Origin of the sequence: Sphingomonas sp. IC-11, from assembly GCF_021043365.1 — a bacterium.
In the GTDB taxonomy this organism is placed as follows: domain Bacteria; phylum Pseudomonadota; class Alphaproteobacteria; order Sphingomonadales; family Sphingomonadaceae; genus Sphingomonas.
This window is the reverse complement of the sequence record NZ_JAJNDU010000001.1, coordinates 572,489-589,213: the sequence shown is the minus strand read 5'-3', so window position 1 is coordinate 589,213 and position 16,725 is coordinate 572,489. Positions and strand designations below refer to the sequence as shown.

Below are 16,725 nucleotides of genomic sequence, written 5' to 3'. Positions count from 1 at the left end.
CCAATTTTCGCCGAAAGCCCTCGCTGTTTCAAGCGGTTTTACCGCGAACGCAGCACATCCCGGCCAGCATAGGCCGCGATTGTTCCAAGTTCTTCCTCGATGCGGATGAGTTGGTTGTACTTGGCGAGCCGGTCGGAGCGCGCGAGGCTACCCGTCTTGATCTGCCCACAGTTCGTGGCAACCGCCAGATCGGCGATCGTCGAGTCCTCAGTCTCGCCGGAGCGGTGGCTCATCACCGCGGTGTAGCCGGCCCGCTCGGCCACCCGGATCGCCTCAAGCGTTTCGCTAAGCGTGCCGATCTGGTTGACCTTCACCAGCAAAGAATTGGCAAGGCCGCGCGAAATGCCGTCGCGCAGACGTGCCGGGTTGGTGACGAACAGATCGTCCCCGACCAGTTGAACCTTGCCGCCGACAGCGTCGGTCAGCGCCTTCCAGCCCTCGAAATCATCCTCGGCCATGCCGTCCTCGATCGAAAGGATCGGGTACCGGGCAACGAGGTCAGCGAGATAGTCGGCCATGGCGCCAGGCTCGAGCGTCAGCCCCTCGCCCGAGATCACATATTTGCCGTCTTTGTAGAACTCGGTCGCTGCGCAATCGAGCGCCAGCATCACGTCGTCGCCCGGCGTGTAGCCGGCCTTTTCGATCGACTGCATGATGAAATCGAGCGCGTCCGTCGTGCTGGCAAGATTGGGCGCAAAGCCACCCTCGTCGCCAACCGCCGTTGCCAAGCCCTTCTCATGCAGGCCCTTCTTCAGTGTGTGGAAGATCTCCGAGCCACAGCGCACTGCCTCCAGGATGCTGTCGGCACCCACCGGCATGATCATGAATTCCTGGAAGTCGATCGGATTGTCGGCATGTTCGCCGCCGTTGATGATGTTCATCATCGGCACCGGCAGGACATGCGCACCAACGCCGCCGACATAGCGATAGAGCGGGAGGCCACGGGCATCAGCGGCGGCCTTCGCCACCGCAAGGCTGACGCCCAGGATCGCGTTGGCGCCAAGCCGGCCTTTGTTCTCCGTACCGTCCAACTCGATGAGCGCGGCGTCGATCTCGATCTGATCCTCAGCCTCAAGCCCGCGAATGGCGTCGGCGATCTCGCCGTTCACGGCTTCCACCGCCGCATCAACGCCCTTGCCAAGCCAGCGGCTCTTGTCACCGTCACGCTTCTCAACCGCCTCATGCGCGCCGGTCGACGCGCCCGACGGTACCGCTGCGCGACCGAAGCTGCCGTCCTCCAGAAACACGTCAACTTCCACCGTGGGGTTACCCCGGCTGTCGATGATCTGACGGCCTTGCAGGTCGATGATTGCGGTCACGTAACGATCCTTCTACGATGGCGAGGACAGGTTAGCCCCGCCCGATAACGAGCCCGGAGCGCTGCCGCAATTCGGGATGGAACCTCGATACGTGCCGCGGGGTTCTCCCGATCGATCAAGGAAGGATTCCCGATGGCCGACGACACCCTCAAGCCGATGACCGACAAAGACGTCGCGCCCGTGGTCGCCGATCCGTTCGCGGCGACGGACGCGCTCCAGCCCAGCGATCCGCTAAAGGGCATGGACAGCGATGCTGGCGATCCGCTGTCGACGCCCTCACCGACGGGTAGCGAGCGCGGCGCAAAAGACGAAGAGACCAGCAGTGGCGCCAAGGAAGGCGGCCCCACCTCCGCCCGCCAGGCGATCAGCGATGGCATCGTCAAGCTCAAGAGCGAAGCAGGCGATCGTGCCCGCACCTACGCCGACCAGGGCAAGACCAAGGCGACCGGCGCGCTCGATCAGCTGGTGGCAATGCTGAACGATGCTGCCGGCCAGGTCGATGAAAAGCTGGGCGAGCAATACGGTCAGTATGCCCGCACGGCTGCCGAGCAGGTGCAGGGCTTTTCCTCCTCGCTGAATGATCGCAGCGTCGAGGAACTGCTTGATGATGCACGCGAACTGGTTCGCAAGAGCCCGACTGCTGCCCTCGGCGTTGCCGCAGCGGTCGGTTTCGTGGCAGCCCGCCTGGTCTCTGCCGGACTCGACCACCGCGACAAGGCGTAACTCTGATGCTGCTGGAACGATCCGGCCCTGAAGAGGCCGGCATCAGCCAGCTTGTCTCGCAGCTCGCCGGCGATGCGCGAGAGGCGGCGCAAGCTGAAGTCGCGCTCGTCAAAGCGCGGGCTGCCTTTGCCGTTACGCGCTACAAATGGGCCGCCATCTACTTCGGAACAGCGGGCGTGCTTGCACTGGCGGCATTGATCGCCCTGCTTGTCGGGTTGATCATGTCGCTTGCGACGCTGATCGGGCCTGGCCTCGCCACCCTAGCCGTCGTGCTCGGCGTGCTGGTGATTGCCGGCGTCCTCGGATTTATGGGCAAGGCGCAGCTGGCCAGGAAGGTGACATCTTGAGCACCGATCCACAGGCGGCAACCGTCGCTCTCGCGGAGGAGCGCGCCGCTGCGGCCCGGCAGAGGCTCGGCGATAGCTTCGCCACGCTCCAGGCGCGCCTGAATCCGCGGGTTGTAGCGCGAGACGCGGTAGAGAACCTGCAGGAAAGCGGCGAGAAAGCCTTACGGACAGGCGTGCAGAGCGCCCGCGCCCATCCCGATCGCGTTATTTGGGCGGTGGCGCTCGCGATTGCCTGGCTTACCCGCCGGCAGATCGCGGCCGCTCTTACCCGCAAGCGCCCGCATGACGCCGAAACCGCGGCCCAGCTGGCGCGTTCAATTCCAGGTGACTGGCCTCAATCGGCCGAGAGGAAAAACAGATGACCGACGCCCGTAAAGAGACCGCCAATACGTCTGCCAGCAACGATCAGCACGAGTCGCTGCGCGACCGCGCGGCCCACGCGTATGAGAACGCGGTGGCGCGCGCCGGCGACACTGCCGGCAGTTCCCGCGAGGCGGTGCGCGATGCAGCGCATCAAGCCGGTGATTTCGTCGACACCAATCCGCTTGGCGTTCTCGCCGGCGGGCTGGCGCTGGGTGCCCTGGTAGGCGCGCTGGTGCCCCGTAGCGAGCGGGAGAAGCAGATCCTCGCCCCGATGGGCAAGAAGATCGGCATGGCAGCGGTCGCGGCCCTCGCGGCGGCCAAGGAAGCTGGGCGCGGCGAGCTCGAGGAACTTGGACTCACCAAGGACGGCGCGAAGGAGCAGGCCAAATCCCTGCTGCAGGGCGTCGCCACTGCCGCTTCAAACGCGGGTAATGCGGCGGCCGAAGCGGGTCGCGAGCAGATCAAAACGGCGCATTGAAGGGTTCAAACCCGAGCGCCTAGACGGTAAGGGAGCCGCCATGAGCAAGCTTCACCTCGTCTTCGGCGGTCGGGTTTCCGATCCGCGCACCCTTGATTTTGCCGATCTGAAATCGATCGATATCGTCGGGGTGTTTCCTGATTTCGCTTCTGCCGAAAAGGCCTGGCGCGCAGCCGCACAGCGCACAGTAGACGACGCTGAAATGAAGTACGTCGTGGTGCATCTGCACCGGCTGCTCGAACCGGATCTTCTGAAGCCTGCGGGCCAATAAACGCGGCTTCAGGCCCGGCCATTCGCCGCCTCTGCAGGCGGCTTAGACAACACGCTCACAACTAACATCCCGGCCTATGGCCGGGATGAACATTTCAGCGGGGCTGCGACCGCTTCGCTTCGCAAGCCCGCTCCGGGTCAGATGAACTCGATCTTCGAGACGACGTAGTACCGCTCTCCGGCGGGCACCGACACTTCAACTTCGTCGTCTACGCTGCGCCCGATCAGCGCCCGGCCCATCGGCGAATTGTAGCTGATCCGGCCAAGCTTGGCGTCGGCTTCGGTCTGACCGACAATCTGATACTTGATCGGCTTGTCGTCCTCGTCGATCAAGGTCACGGTCGCGCCGAATACTATCTTGTCGCCCGACAGGTCGCGTGGATCGATGATCTGCGCGCGCGACAATTTGTCCTCGATATCAGCGATAGTCGCCTCGATCTGGCCCTGACGCTCCTTAGCGGCGTGGTACTCGGCGTTTTCCGACAGATCGCCATGCGCACGGGCTTCCTCGATCGCATCCACGATCTGAGGCCGTTCGATTTTCAGCCGTTTCAGTTCTGCGGTCAGCTTCTCATAGCCTTCCTGCAGCATCGGCATCTTCTCGACGGTCGCCATGTGCGCCTTATCCTTCGTCAAAGCCTTGAACCCCGAGCGGCCTAATTTCGGCCGCATCGCACGTCATCGTAAGTTGTCAGGGGTCAATTGTGCGGCTGCGAATAATAGGATTGAAGCGGACGTACTTCAAGGTTCCGCGTGGCGGACCCGATCGCCTTAGCCGCCTGCAAGCTGGCCTGCGCCGTCGTGAAATACGGGATCTTTTGGTTTACCGCCGATGCTCGGATCGGCTGCGAGTCCTTCAGGCTCTGCCAGCCTTCCGTGGTGTTGAAGATCAGCGCAATGTCGCCGTCCTTGATCCGGTCGACAATGTGCGGCCGCCCCTGCGCCACCTTGTTCACCACTTCGACCGGCAGCCCCGCGCGCTGCAGGTGATCGGCGGTGCCGCCGGTGGCGACGATGGTGAAGCCAGCGTCCACGAGCTCGCGGATTGCGGGCGTAATGGCCGCCTTGTCATTGTCCTTCACGCTGACGAACACCTTGCCACTGCTCGGCAGCACGTTACCCGCGGCCAGCTGTGACTTCGCGAAAGCAGTGGTGAAGTCCCGATCAATTCCCATCACTTCGCCGGTAGACTTCATTTCCGGCGACAGGACCGGATCGATCCCCGGGAAGCGGTTGAAGGGGAACACGGCTTCCTTCACCGCAACATAATCGATGTTGCGATTGATCGGCGGCAGGTCCTTCAGCTTCTCACCCGCCATCACGCGCGCCGCGATCTTGGCGATCGGGGCACCGATCGCCTTGGCGACGAACGGCACCGTGCGGCTGGCACGGGGATTCACCTCGATCAGATAGACCTTACCGTCCTTCACCGCGAACTGGATGTTCATCAGGCCGCGCACGCCAAGGCCATGCGCCAGCGCTTCCGCCTGTCGCTCGATCTCGGCGATGATTTCCACCGGCAGCGAATAAGGCGGGATCGAGCAGGCGCTATCGCCCGAATGGACGCCGGCTTCCTCGATATGCTGCAGCACGCCGGCAACTACGACATCGTCGCCGTCGCAGATCGCATCCACGTCAACCTCGATCGCGTCGCGCAGATACTGGTCGATCAGCACCGGGGCATCGCCCGACACCTGGACCGCGGTCTGGATGTAATCCTCCAGCTGCTGCGGCCCGTCGACGATCTCCATTGCACGGCCGCCGAGGACGAAGCTCGGACGCATCAGCACCGGATAGCCGACCCGCTCGGCGACGTTCAGCGCCTCTTCGCGGCTGCGCGCGATGCCGTTGTTGGGCTGGAGCAGCCGCAGCTTGTCCACCAGCGCGGCGAACTGCTCGCGATCCTCCGCCAGATCGATGGCCGACGGCGAGGTACCGAGGATCGGGATGCCTGCCGCCTCGATCGCCCGCGCGAGATTCAGCGGGGTCTGTCCGCCGAACTGGACGATGACGCCGACGAGCTCGCCCTTCGACTGCTCGACATGCAGGATCTCGAGCACGTCCTCCGCGGTCAGCGGCTCGAAATACAGGCGATCCGAGGTGTCATAGTCGGTGGAAACCGTCTCCGGGTTGCAGTTGACCATGATCGTTTCGAACCCGGCATCCGCCAGCGCGAAACAGGCGTGACAGCAGCAGTAATCGAACTCGATCCCCTGCCCGATCCGGTTCGGTCCACCGCCCAGGATCACGATCTTGCGGCGATCGGACGGCATTGCCTCATTCTCGGGCTCGCCGAAGCTGGGCGCCTCATAGGTCGAATACATGTAGGGCGTCTTGGCGTCGAACTCGGCCGCGCAAGTGTCGATCCGCTTGAACACCGGGCGCACGCCAAGCTTGTGGCGATGTTCGCGCACCTCCTGCTCGGTGACGCCGCCGGTCATCGCCTTCACCGCCTCATGGATCAGGCCCGACCCTTGCGCGATGCCACGACGCATGCCGCGAAGGTTCGCCGACTGGAGCGCGAGCCAGGCAAGCCGCTTGTCGCTGAATCCCATCGCCTTCAGGCGGCGCATGCCGGCCGCGTCGATCGGCAGGCCGTTGCGGCACACTTCTTCCTCAGCGCGAACGATCTCCTCGATCCGCTCCAGGAACCAGGGATCGTATTTGGCGATCGCGTGCACTTCGGCGACGGTAAAACCCTCGCGCAGCGCCTGGGCGGCGACCAGCAGGCGATCGGGCGAGGCTACGGCAAGCGCCGCCTCGATCTCGGCGCGCGGCGCGCCGACGAGTCGCTCGACGCGATCGAAGCCGCTGAGCCCGGTCTCCAGGCCACGCAGCGCCTTCTGCATCGATTCGTGGATATTGCGCCCGATCGCCATGACTTCGCCGACGCTCTTCATCGCGGTCGACAGCACGGCTTCGGCGCCCTTGAACTTCTCGAAGGCGAAGCGCGGGATCTTGGTGACGACATAGTCGATCGTCGGCTCGAACGAAGCCGGGGTAGCGCCGGTGATGTCGTTCTCGATCTCGTCCAGCGTGTAGCCGACCGCCAGCTTCGCCGCGACCTTGGCGATCGGGAAGCCGGTGGCCTTGGAGGCGAGCGCCGAGGAGCGCGACACGCGCGGGTTCATCTCGATCACGATCAGGCGGCCGTCCTTCGGATTAACCGCGAACTGAACGTTCGAACCGCCTGTTTCCACACCGATTTCGCGCAGCACCGCGATGCTGGCGTTGCGCATGATCTGATATTCCTTGTCGGTCAGCGTCAGCGCCGGCGCGACGGTGATGGAATCGCCGGTGTGGACGCCCATCGGATCGATATTCTCGATCGAGCAGATGATGATGCAATTGTCCGCACGGTCGCGGACCACCTCCATCTCATATTCCTTCCAGCCGAGCAGCGATTCCTCGATCAGCACCTCGGTGGTCGGCGAGGCATCGAGCCCCTTGCGGACGATCTCGAGGAACTCCTCGCGATTGTACGCGACGCCGCCGCCGGTGCCGCCCAAAGTGAAACTCGGCCGGATGATCGCGGGAAGCCCGGTCTTCTCCAGGGCCTCCAGCGCCTCCGCCTCGGTATGCGCGACGGCCGAGCGAGCGCTTTCCAGCCCGATCTTGTCCATCGCGTCGCGGAATTTCTGGCGGTCCTCGGCCTTGTCGATCGCTTCCGCGTCGGCGCCGATCATCGTCACGCCGTACTTCTCCAGCGTGCCGTCGCGGAACAGCGCCAGCGCAGTATTTAGCGCGGTCTGCCCGCCCATCGTCGGCAGGACGGCGTCGGGCCGCTCCTTCTCGATGATCTTCGCGACGATCTCCGGCGTGATCGGCTCGACATAGGTGGCGTCCGCCAGCTCGGGATCGGTCATGATCGTCGCCGGGTTCGAATTGACCAGGACGATGCGATAGCCCTCTTCCTTGAGCGCCTTGATCGCCTGCGTGCCCGAATAATCGAACTCGCACGCCTGACCGATCACGATCGGTCCGGCGCCAATGACGAGGATGGAGGAGATGTCGGTGCGCTTGGGCATTATGTCTCTCTTGGTCCTACTCGGCGGCGCCAGCCGTCGCGCCGATCGGCGTGAGGCTGGCTCCCGAAATCTTCTTCACTTCGGCGGCGATGCAGGCGGCGGCCTGTTCGGCCTCCGCGCTCGGCATGTCACCCGGCAATTCCATCGTCACATCCGCGGCCGACGTCGCCTTAAGCCGCGCTTTCTCCACCCGGCACTTGGTCGGGATCGAGGAAAGCCGCGCCTGCAACTGGTGCTGGTTCGCCGGAGCAGCCTGCGAACAGGCAGCCACGGAGAAGATCAGCACCGGAGCAGCAAGCCGGCCAGTGGTGATCAACGCAGCGATCCCACGAACCGCTCGAACAGGTAGAAGCTGTCCTGCGGCCCCGGGCTGGCCTCGGGGTGATATTGCACACTGAACGCGGGCTTGTCGGTCAGCTCCAGACCCGCATTGCTGCCATCGAACAGCGACACGTGCGTCTCGCGCGCGTTCGCCGGCAGGCTTTCGCGTTCGACCGCGAACCCGTGGTTCATGCTGGTGATCTCGACGGCGCCATCGGCAAGGCGCTTCACCGGATGGTTCGCCCCGCGGTGCCCCTGGAACATCTTGGTCGTGCGCGCGCCCACCGCCAGGCCGAGCAGCTGGTGGCCGAGGCAGATGCCGAACAGCGGCTTACCGGTGTCGAGCAGCTGGCGGATCACCGGGACGGCATATTCGCCGGTCGCGGCGGGGTCACCGGGGCCGTTCGACAGGAAGATGCCGTCGGGGTTCAGCGCCATGATCGTGTCGTAATCGGTCTCTGCCGGCACGACGGATACCTTCGCCCCGGCCTGCACCAAGTTGCGGAAGATGTTGTGTTTGCTGCCGTAATCGATCGCCACAACGTGCGGGCGCCCCTCGCCCTCGACGCCATTATAGCCGAAGCCGATGCGCCAGATGCCACCGTTGCGATCCTCGCCCCAAGTGCCGTGCGTCTCGCGCGTCACTTCCTTTGCAAGGTCCATGCCCTCAAGGCCCGGCCATTCGCGCGCCATCTTCAGCAACAGATCGAGGTCAAATCGGCCGTCAGCGGCATGGGCGACGACACCATTCGGCGCACCTCCGGCCCGAATGCGCCGGGTGAGTGCGCGGGTGTCGATCCCCGCCAGGCCAATACGCGCATGGCGTTTCATCCAGCCTTCGAGATTCTCGGCCGCGCGGAAGTTCGACGGCCCAGTGGGATCCTCGCGCACGATCATCCCGAGGGCGTGCGGTTCGTCGGCCTCCACGTCATCGGGGTTCGCGCCGACGTTGCCGATGTGCGGGAAGGTGAAGGTGATGATCTGGCCGGCAAAGGACGGATCCGTCATGATCTCCTGATAGCCAGTCATCGCGGTGTGGAAGCACACCTCGCCGACCGCCTGCCCTTCCGCGCCGAAGCCACGCCCCCATAGCACGTCGCCCGTTGCGAGAACGAGGACACCCGTTGCCCCATCGGGCTGGGGCGCGTGCGAGGGTATTGCGTCTGCCATGGTGGCGGGCACTCCTGGGTAAGCGGCGATGTACGTTAAGTGGGGCGCGCTAAACTCGCCCCTCCGCCGCGTCAATCTGATATGGGCTCGCGGCATCATGATTCGAGACGATATCAAGCAAGCCCAGATCGCCGCCATGAAGGCAGGCGACAAGGAAACCCGCGCCGCGATCGGCCTGATCCAGGCTGCGATCAAGAATCGCGACATCGAAGCACGCACCCAGTCAAACGCGCCCGACGATGACGCGCTGGTTGTTGAGGTGCTGCAGAAGATGAAGAAGCAGCGGACCGAATCGATCCAGATGTTCCGTAGCGGCGGCCGCGAGGAGTTGGCCAAGGCCGAGGAGGCCGAGGTTGCTGTCATCGACCGCTTTCTGCCGAAGCAGATGGACGAGGCGGAGACCACCGCTGCGATCGAGGCGATCAAGGCCGATATCGGCGCCGCCGGCATGAAGGACATGGGCCGCGTGATGGCGGAGCTAAAGGCGCGCCATGGCAGCGTGCTCGACATGTCCAAGGCGAGCGGGCTGGTTAAGGCGGCCCTCGCGTAATCAGAACGTCCCTCCCGCTTGCGGGAGGGACATGGGAAGCGCATGTCCACATCTGCAGATCCATGTCGCTGACCCCTGCCTTCCTCGACGAATTGCGCGCGCGCACGTCGTTGTCGGCCCTGATCGGCAAAACCACCAAGCTTACCAAGGCAGGTCGCGAGTATAAGGGCTGCTGCCCCTTCCACAACGAGAAGACGCCGAGCTTCTACGTCAACGACGACAAGGGCTTTTACCACTGCTTCGGCTGCTCGGCGCATGGCGATGCGATTCGCTGGATGACCGATCAGCGTGGGCTACCCTTCATCGATGCGGTAAAGGAGCTCGCGCAGGCCGCCGGCATGGAGATGCCGGCTCCGGACAAGCGCGCTGCCGAGCGCGCGGAAAAGGCGCAATCGCTTCACGACGTGATGGCTGCCGCCGCGGAATGGTTCCGCCAGCAGCTCGACGGCATCGAAGGGGCACCGGCGCGCGCGCTGCTGGACAAGCGCGGGATTTCCGACTCGATCAGACGCGCGTTCGGGTTCGGCTTTGCTCCCGACGCCCGTGGCAAGCTGCGTGCTGCGTTGAAGCAATTTGGCGACGCGATGCTGATCGAGGCTGGGTTGCTAATCAGCGTAGAGGGCAAGGAGCCCTATGATCGCTTTCGCGGTCGACTGATGATCCCAATCCGGGACGCTCGTGGCCGCGTGATCGCTTTTGGCGGGCGGATCATCGGCGAGGGCGAGCCGAAGTATCTGAACTCGCCGGACACACCGCTCTTCGACAAGGGCCGCACGCTCTACAATCTCGATCGTGCCTTGCCCGCTGCGCGCAAGGCGGACCGCGTGTTCGTCGTCGAAGGCTATATGGACGCGATCGCATTGGCACAGGCCGGGATCGGAGAAGTTGTTGCGCCACTCGGCACCGCACTCACCGAGCACCAGCTGGAACGGCTCTGGCGAATCAGCGACGTACCGACGCTCTGCCTCGATGGCGACAGCGCGGGGCAGAAGGCCGCGATCCGTGCCGCGCATCGCGCCATGCCTCTGCTTGCGCCCGGCCGCAGCCTCCAGTTCGTGACTCTGCCGGACGGACAGGATCCGGACGACCTGATCCGTGCCAAGGGCGTCGGGGCGTTCGAAGCGCTGGTCCGCGACGCGACGCCGCTGGTCGATCGGCTCTGGACGCACGAGATTGCGGCCGAACCACTAAGCACGCCGGAGCAGCGAGCGGGTTTTCGCGCACGCATGGGGGAGCTTGCCAAGACGATCGGCGATCCGGTGGTGCGATCGGAATATCAGGCGGAGTTTCGCCGCCGCTATGACGATCAGTTCGGCTCCCAGCGCCGTCCGTTCGATCGAAACCGCGCCTTTGAGCCGCGGCAGCCGTTCACCCCGCGGCGTCCGGGACAGAAATGGACGCCCCCTCCCGCCCCGGTGACGGAAGATGCGAAGGCGTTCAGCGCGGCCGGTATCGATCGCGTTCTTGCAAAGGCAGTGCTCGCCGGATTGATCCGCCACCCCGCCGAAATCGCCCGCCATATGGAGGTGCTGGGATCGCTGCGGATGGCCGATGGCGCGCTCGGCCGATTGTTCGAGGCCGTTGTCGATGTCGCGTTGGAAGATCGGGAGCTTGATAGCGCGCGCCTTGTCACCATATTGGCGCATAGTGGTTTCGAGGCGGTCGCTCGCGACCTGCTGAGAGCAGATACGATGCCCTATTCCTTCACTCAACCGACGGGGGACGAAGCGCGCGCCAGGGAAGACCTTGACGAAGCGATCGCCATCCTTGTCGCGCGGCCCGAAGTGGATGCGGCACTGGCTGATGCAACGTCCGCCATGCAGGCGCGCTTCACCGATGAAGCGTTTGAACGGCAGGTGGCGTTGGTGAGAGAGAAACAGGCGCTGGAGCTTCGGCTTGCAAATCTCGTTCAGTCGAACGAAGACGCCCGCGCTTTTGATTCCGAGGACGATTGATGGCGAAGGTGAACGGTAGCGGTGCAGATGAAGGCGCAGAAGTGGCCGATGCCCCGCTGATCGACCTCAACGATGCGGACGTCAAGAAGCTGATCGCCCGCGCGAAGAAGCGCGGGTACATCACGTACGACCAGCTTAATGCCGCCCTGCCCCAGGATCAGATGTCGAGCGATCAGCTCGAGGACATCATGTCCGCGCTCAACGAAATGGGCGTCAACATCGTCGAGAACGAGGAACAGGGCGAGGACGGCGAAGAGCAGGAGCAGGCCGAGGACGAAGTCGAATCGGTCGACGGCGAACAGGACAACGCGCCCGTCCTCGAGAAGAAGAAGGAAACGGTCGACCGCACCGATGATCCGGTGCGCATGTACCTTCGCGAGATGGGCGCCGTGGAGTTGCTCAGCCGCGAGGGCGAAATCGCGATCGCCAAGCGCATCGAAGCCGGCCGTGACACGATGATCATGGGCCTGTGCGAATCACCGATCACCTTCAACGCGATCATTGACTGGTCCACCCAGCTCAACGACGGCACGATGCAGCTGCGCGAGATCCTCGATCTCGATGCGATGCTCTCGAAGGGTCCGTCGGCTGAGCAGGTCGAGGGTGCCGAGGACGACAACGGCGAGATCAGCGAGAAGACCGCGGGCGCGAGCTTCAAGGAAGAGGACGAGCCGGAGGAAGCATCGTCGGACGACGACGATGACATGACCGAGCGCCGCGCCCCGCGCCCGTCAGATGACGAGGAGGAGGATAACACCCTCAGCCTCGCGCAGATGGAGGAGACGCTCAAGCCGATGGCGCTTGAGAAGTTCGCCAACATCACGTCGATCTACAAGAAATTCTCGAAGATGCAGCAGGGCCGGCTCGACGCCATGGGCGGCGGGACCGAGCTGACCGCGGCGGACGAGCGCAAGTACCAGAAGCTACGCGAGGAGCTGACCGCCGAGGTCGAGAGCGTCCAGTTCCACAACGCCAAGATCGAATATCTCGTCGACCAGCTGTACAGCTACAACCGGCGCCTTACCGCGCTGGGCGGTCAGATGCTGCGGCTGGCGGAGCGGCACAAGGTAAGCCGCAAGGACTTCCTCGATCGCTACATGGGCCATGAACTCGACGATACGTTCCTGGCGACGGTGAACGGCCTCGACAAGAAGTGGACCGCCTTCGCGACCAACGAGGCGGCTGCCGTTGAGCGCATCCGCAGCGAAATCGCCGAGATTTCGCAGCAGACCGGCATGGCCCTGGGCGAATTCCGCCGCATCGTGAACATGGTGCAGAAGGGCGAGCGCGAGGCGCGTATCGCCAAGAAGGAGATGGTCGAGGCGAACCTGCGCCTCGTGATCTCGATCGCCAAGAAGTACACGAACCGCGGCCTGCAGTTCCTGGATCTCATCCAGGAGGGCAACATCGGCCTGATGAAGGCGGTGGACAAGTTCGAGTATCGCCGCGGTTACAAGTTCTCCACCTACGCCACGTGGTGGATCCGGCAGGCGATCACCCGCTCGATCGCGGACCAGGCGCGCACGATCCGTATCCCGGTCCACATGATCGAGACGATCAACAAGCTGGTCCGCACCAGCCGCCAGTTCCTGCACGAGCAGGGCCGCGAGCCGACCCCGGAGGAGATGGCCGAGCGCCTCTCCATGCCGCTGGAGAAGGTTCGCAAGGTGATGAAGATCGCCAAGGAGCCGATCAGCCTCGAAACGCCGATCGGCGACGAGGAAGACAGCCACCTCGGCGATTTCATCGAGGACAAGAACGCCGTCATCCCGGTCGATGCGGCAATCCAGGCGAACCTCAAGGAAACGGTTACCCGCGTCCTCGCCAGCCTGACACCGCGTGAGGAGCGCGTGCTTCGCATGCGCTTCGGCATCGGCATGAACACCGATCACACGCTGGAGGAAGTCGGTCAGCAGTTCTCGGTTACGCGTGAACGCATCCGTCAGATCGAGGCGAAGGCGCTCCGCAAGCTGAAGCACCCGAGCCGCAGCCGGAAGATGCGCAGCTTCCTCGACCAGTAAGGCGACGGCTGAAATGATATAAAGGGGGGCGGAAAGAGTGATCTTCCCGCCCCTTTCTTTGCTGTGACGGGCGTTTACGCCAGATCAGCGATCGCGGCCGTGATCCACCGGCAATAAGGCCACCTGTGGCGCGGCGACATGGGTGGGAGATCGTCGCCGCGCCACTTGCCGAAACGTTCCAGCCGAAGGGACCATCGACCACCGGAACGAAGCAGAACCGCTACAAGGGCGCTTCTGTTGGCGATGAACACGGCGGACCGGCGGGGGACTTGGGTGGGCCGACGTGTTCACTGGCAAGGAGAGCGGGTAAGGATCCGCTCCCCGTACCAATGTGGCGACAACGGCTTACGATTTTTCTGCACGTCCGTTCCGACGCATCATCGTGAAACATGCAGAACCTTCACGACTGGATTCGTCCGAACCAAGGCATTTTCTGAGCCAGATTGGCTGATATTCGCGAAATACGTGCCCAGCTCTTGCCAATTCGGCATGATCTACTTGCCGCCGATGCGGCATGGCCACAGTTTGCGCGAATGGCCAAGCACGCTTCCAACCCCGCCGGGGTCGAACAGCAGGTAACTGCCTCCGATCTCGTCCGGCACTTCGGTATCTGGCAGGATCGGGCGACCCGCGCGCCGGTATATATCCTGCATCGCGGTCGCCCTCGCTTGGTGCTGACCTCGCTGGACGTCATGGATGCTTTGTGCGCCCCCCACACGGCGCGTCCGGTGAATGGCAGCCATCTCAAGACGCTGCTCGAGGCGGTCGGCGACATGATCATCCTGCTCGGCCAGGACAATAATGTGGTTGGCGCCAGTCGAGGGGCCCGGGGCTATTTCGGCGAGATGGTGGACAATGGCGCGCCGCTTGCCGGGTTGTGCGCGGTTGGTGACGAAGCGCTGCACGCTGCCGTGCTGCGCGTCACTGGCTCCGGCCTTCCGGAAACCATTGAGTGTCGCTCACCCCGCTTTCCCGATCGGCTGCTCGCCTTTTCCATTAACAGCGGGCCGAGCGGCTGCGTTCTGCAGGTTCAGGACGCAACGGCGCTGGAGGAACTTCAGCATTGGCGGGACAGGCACGAGTCGATCTTCCGTGCGGTGGAGGCGGCCGGCGGCGCGGCGGCGATCGTCAATCTACGCGGGCGTATCGATTATGCCTCGCACCGTGTAACAGTGCTGACGGGAGCGACGGTAGAAGCCCTGACCGCGGCCCGCATCGTGTCGCTGGTGGCTGTTGGTGATCGCAGCAAGCTGGGAGATGCTTTTGAAGCGGCAATCGACCAGCGGAGCCCGCAATCGCTGGAGGCTTCCCTGCTCGTCGGCGGCGCCGCACTGCGCCGGGTAGCGATCGGCCTTGCCCCGCTACTCAGCGCTGGTCACGTCGTGGGTGTCACCGTCATTATCAACGCGGCCGAATCTTAACGAGCTGTTTACCTTAATGCGGCAGAAACTCTCCCCGGCGTGGCGGGGAAGGGTGACAAGACTTGGTTTCGAGTGCGGGAATCGCGAGCAGACGCTGTTCCATCAGTGACATGGTTGATCAGGAGGGAACGCTCTCCTGCCCGAGCGTTGCTGCGCTATGCGCGCCTGGTGCCGCCGCGCTGGACTTGGCCGATGCTGTCCATGCCTTGTGTCAGCTCCACGGTCCGGCGCCCAGCATCATCGAGCTGGCGTCACACTCTGAAGGTGCTGGTTCCGCCGGACCTTGGCTGAGGAAGGTCGCGGCGGCATTTGATCAAGAGCGCGCTATGCTTGTCACGCTGACGGCCGCCGTAGGGCCCCTCCCTTCCACGCCGCGGCACGCGCAATCGGAAGCGGCTATCAATGCGCAGCGCCATGCCCTCTGCACGTTGGCGCAATCGAGCCGCACCGGCTGTTCGTTCGGCGCCGCCCTGGCCTTGCTCCTCGAATGGCATGCCATCCGCCGCGTGCTGGCCGCTGCGGCCGGACGCTCAGGTGTCGCCCTGCTCCCGCACACCCTGCCCAGTCGCGCCGCTATCATCGCCGAAGCAGACTCGGTTGCGGCCGTTGCGTCGCACGGCCGCGCGCTGGCGTTTGGTGCGCAGCAGCTTGCATTTCAACACCACGGCCTGTGGCAATTGCTCGTCGCGCGGGCGGAGGCGCGCGCCGCGCTTTGATTGCGGTCCGGCGGCAAGCCGCTTGCACCTGCCGGCGTTTTCGCTCATCCCAAACCCGATATTCGAACGAGACGGGATGAGGGCATGAAGCGTTTCGAAGGCACGCAGAGCTATGTCGCGACTGATGATCTTAAGGTCGCCGTAAATGCCGCTGTCATGCTGCGGCGGCCGCTGCTCGTGAAGGGTGAGCCCGGAACGGGCAAAACCGTACTCGCTTACGAAATCGCCAAGGCGACGGGCGCCCCGCTCATCGAATGGAACGTCAAGTCCACGACCAAGGCACAGCAGGGCCTCTACGAATATGACGCGGTCGCGCGTCTTCGCGACGGTCAGCTTGGCGACGAGCGCGTTCACGACATCTCCAACTACATCCGCAAGGGCAAGCTGTGGGAGGCGTTCACGGCGCCGCAGCTCCCGGTTCTGCTGATCGACGAGATCGACAAGGCAGATATCGAGTTCCCGAATGACTTGTTGCAGGAACTCGATCGCATGGAGTTCCACGTCTATGAGACGAGAGAAACCGTCCGCGCGACCGAGCGGCCAATCGTGGTGATCACGTCCAACAACGAAAAAGAACTGCCTGACGCGTTCCTCCGTCGTTGCTTCTTCCACTACATCAAGTTCCCCGATCGCGAGACGATGCAGGCAATCGTCGATGTCCATTTCCCCGGCATTCAGCGCATGCTGGTGAGCAAGGCCATGGATATCTTCTATGAAGTCCGCGACGTACCAGGGCTGAAGAAGAAGCCGTCGACCAGCGAGTTGCTGGATTGGTTGAAGCTGCTGCTACACGAGGACATGCCGCTGGAAGTGTTGCAGAACCGCGATCCAACGAAGGCTATCCCGCCGCTCCACGGCGCATTGCTGAAGAACGAGCAGGACGTCATGCTGTTCGAACGGCTAGCGTTCATGGCTAAGCGTCAGGCCAACAAGGGCTAATCGCCCGCGTCGATGACGCGCGGCGTTCGCTCGCGCGATCATCGGCCGCACCGTTGGGCGGGCCACAGCGCAGACGTTTGTGGCCTGCCCTGAATTCCCTATGG

Annotated in this window: 16 protein-coding genes; 11 read left to right on the top strand and 5 right to left on the bottom strand. The window is 63.8% G+C overall.

The features are described from left to right. Nucleotides 1-38 precede the first annotated feature (38 nt). Entirely contained in the window at nt 39-1,319 is a 1,281-nt protein-coding gene (gene eno / locus LQ954_RS02735) for a phosphopyruvate hydratase (RefSeq protein WP_227770960.1), read from the bottom strand. 132 nt (nt 1,320-1,451) lie between these two features. On the opposite strand from eno, the gene LQ954_RS02730 reads away from it, so the two are divergent. The 5 genes from LQ954_RS02730 to LQ954_RS02710 are packed head-to-tail and all read left to right on the top strand — an operon-like array spanning nt 1,452 to nt 3,501. Then, nucleotides 1,452-2,042, top strand: a complete 591-nt coding sequence (locus LQ954_RS02730; protein WP_231021853.1) for a hypothetical protein — start codon at nt 1,452-1,454, stop codon at nt 2,040-2,042. Nucleotides 2,043-2,047: 5 nt separating this feature from the next. Then, nucleotides 2,048-2,389, top strand: a complete 342-nt coding sequence (locus LQ954_RS02725; RefSeq protein ID WP_227770962.1) for a phage holin family protein — start codon at nt 2,048-2,050, stop codon at nt 2,387-2,389. Beyond that, the gene (locus LQ954_RS02720; RefSeq protein ID WP_227770963.1) at nt 2,386-2,751 is read left to right on the top strand and encodes a hypothetical protein; all 366 of its coding nucleotides are present in this window, start codon (nt 2,386-2,388) and stop codon (nt 2,749-2,751) included. The genes LQ954_RS02725 and LQ954_RS02720 overlap by 4 nt, the downstream gene beginning before the upstream one ends. Further along, nucleotides 2,748-3,230: a hypothetical protein gene (locus tag LQ954_RS02715; protein ID WP_231021852.1), complete on the top strand. Its 483-nt coding sequence runs from the start codon at nt 2,748-2,750 to the stop codon at nt 3,228-3,230. The genes LQ954_RS02720 and LQ954_RS02715 overlap by 4 nt, the downstream gene beginning before the upstream one ends. A 40-nt stretch (nt 3,231-3,270) precedes the next feature. Next, the gene (locus LQ954_RS02710) at nt 3,271-3,501 is read left to right on the top strand and encodes a DUF4170 domain-containing protein (RefSeq protein ID WP_227770965.1); all 231 of its coding nucleotides are present in this window, start codon (nt 3,271-3,273) and stop codon (nt 3,499-3,501) included. Nucleotides 3,502-3,638: 137 nt separating this feature from the next. Here the strand turns inward: LQ954_RS02710 and greA are convergent, their stop codons facing one another. The 4 genes from greA to carA form a co-directional block, all read right to left on the bottom strand. Then, nucleotides 3,639-4,115, bottom strand: a complete 477-nt coding sequence (greA, locus tag LQ954_RS02705; RefSeq protein WP_227770966.1) for a transcription elongation factor GreA — start codon at nt 4,113-4,115, stop codon at nt 3,639-3,641. Nucleotides 4,116-4,198: 83 nt separating this feature from the next. Continuing rightward, nucleotides 4,199-7,528, bottom strand: coding sequence for a carbamoyl-phosphate synthase large subunit (gene carB, locus LQ954_RS02700; protein ID WP_227770967.1), 3,330 nt, complete (start codon nt 7,526-7,528; stop codon nt 4,199-4,201). A gap of 16 nt (nt 7,529-7,544) precedes the next feature. Beyond that, a complete protein-coding gene (locus LQ954_RS02695) occupies nt 7,545-7,844 on the bottom strand; it encodes a hypothetical protein (RefSeq protein WP_231021850.1) in 300 nt (99 codons plus the stop codon). Then, a complete protein-coding gene (gene carA, locus LQ954_RS02690) occupies nt 7,841-9,019 on the bottom strand; it encodes a glutamine-hydrolyzing carbamoyl-phosphate synthase small subunit (protein WP_231021848.1) in 1,179 nt (392 codons plus the stop codon). Before carA ends, LQ954_RS02695 begins: the two co-directional genes overlap by 4 nt. A 97-nt stretch (nt 9,020-9,116) precedes the next feature. Between carA and LQ954_RS02685 the strand changes: the two genes are divergently transcribed. The 6 genes from LQ954_RS02685 to LQ954_RS02660 all read left to right on the top strand — a co-directional run bounded on the left by LQ954_RS02685 (nt 9,117) and on the right by LQ954_RS02660 (nt 16,621). Beyond that, nucleotides 9,117-9,569: a GatB/YqeY domain-containing protein gene (locus tag LQ954_RS02685; RefSeq protein WP_231021846.1), complete on the top strand. Its 453-nt coding sequence runs from the start codon at nt 9,117-9,119 to the stop codon at nt 9,567-9,569. Nucleotides 9,570-9,631: 62 nt separating this feature from the next. Next, complete coding sequence (gene dnaG, locus LQ954_RS02680; RefSeq protein WP_231021844.1) at nt 9,632-11,524, top strand: DNA primase; 1,893 nt, start codon at nt 9,632-9,634, stop codon at nt 11,522-11,524. Further along, nucleotides 11,524-13,545, top strand: a complete 2,022-nt coding sequence (gene rpoD / locus LQ954_RS02675) for an RNA polymerase sigma factor RpoD (protein ID WP_227770972.1) — start codon at nt 11,524-11,526, stop codon at nt 13,543-13,545. The genes dnaG and rpoD overlap by 1 nt, the downstream gene beginning before the upstream one ends. Nucleotides 13,546-14,078: 533 nt before the next feature. After that, nucleotides 14,079-14,966, top strand: coding sequence for a PAS domain-containing protein (locus tag LQ954_RS02670; protein ID WP_227770973.1), 888 nt, complete (start codon nt 14,079-14,081; stop codon nt 14,964-14,966). A gap of 110 nt (nt 14,967-15,076) precedes the next feature. Further along, nucleotides 15,077-15,682: a DUF6975 family protein gene (locus LQ954_RS16300; RefSeq protein ID WP_443026597.1), complete on the top strand. Its 606-nt coding sequence runs from the start codon at nt 15,077-15,079 to the stop codon at nt 15,680-15,682. A gap of 84 nt (nt 15,683-15,766) precedes the next feature. Continuing rightward, nucleotides 15,767-16,621 (top strand): AAA family ATPase, encoded by an 855-nt coding sequence (locus LQ954_RS02660; RefSeq protein WP_227770975.1) that lies wholly within the window; start codon nt 15,767-15,769, stop codon nt 16,619-16,621. Nucleotides 16,622-16,725 lie beyond the last annotated feature (104 nt).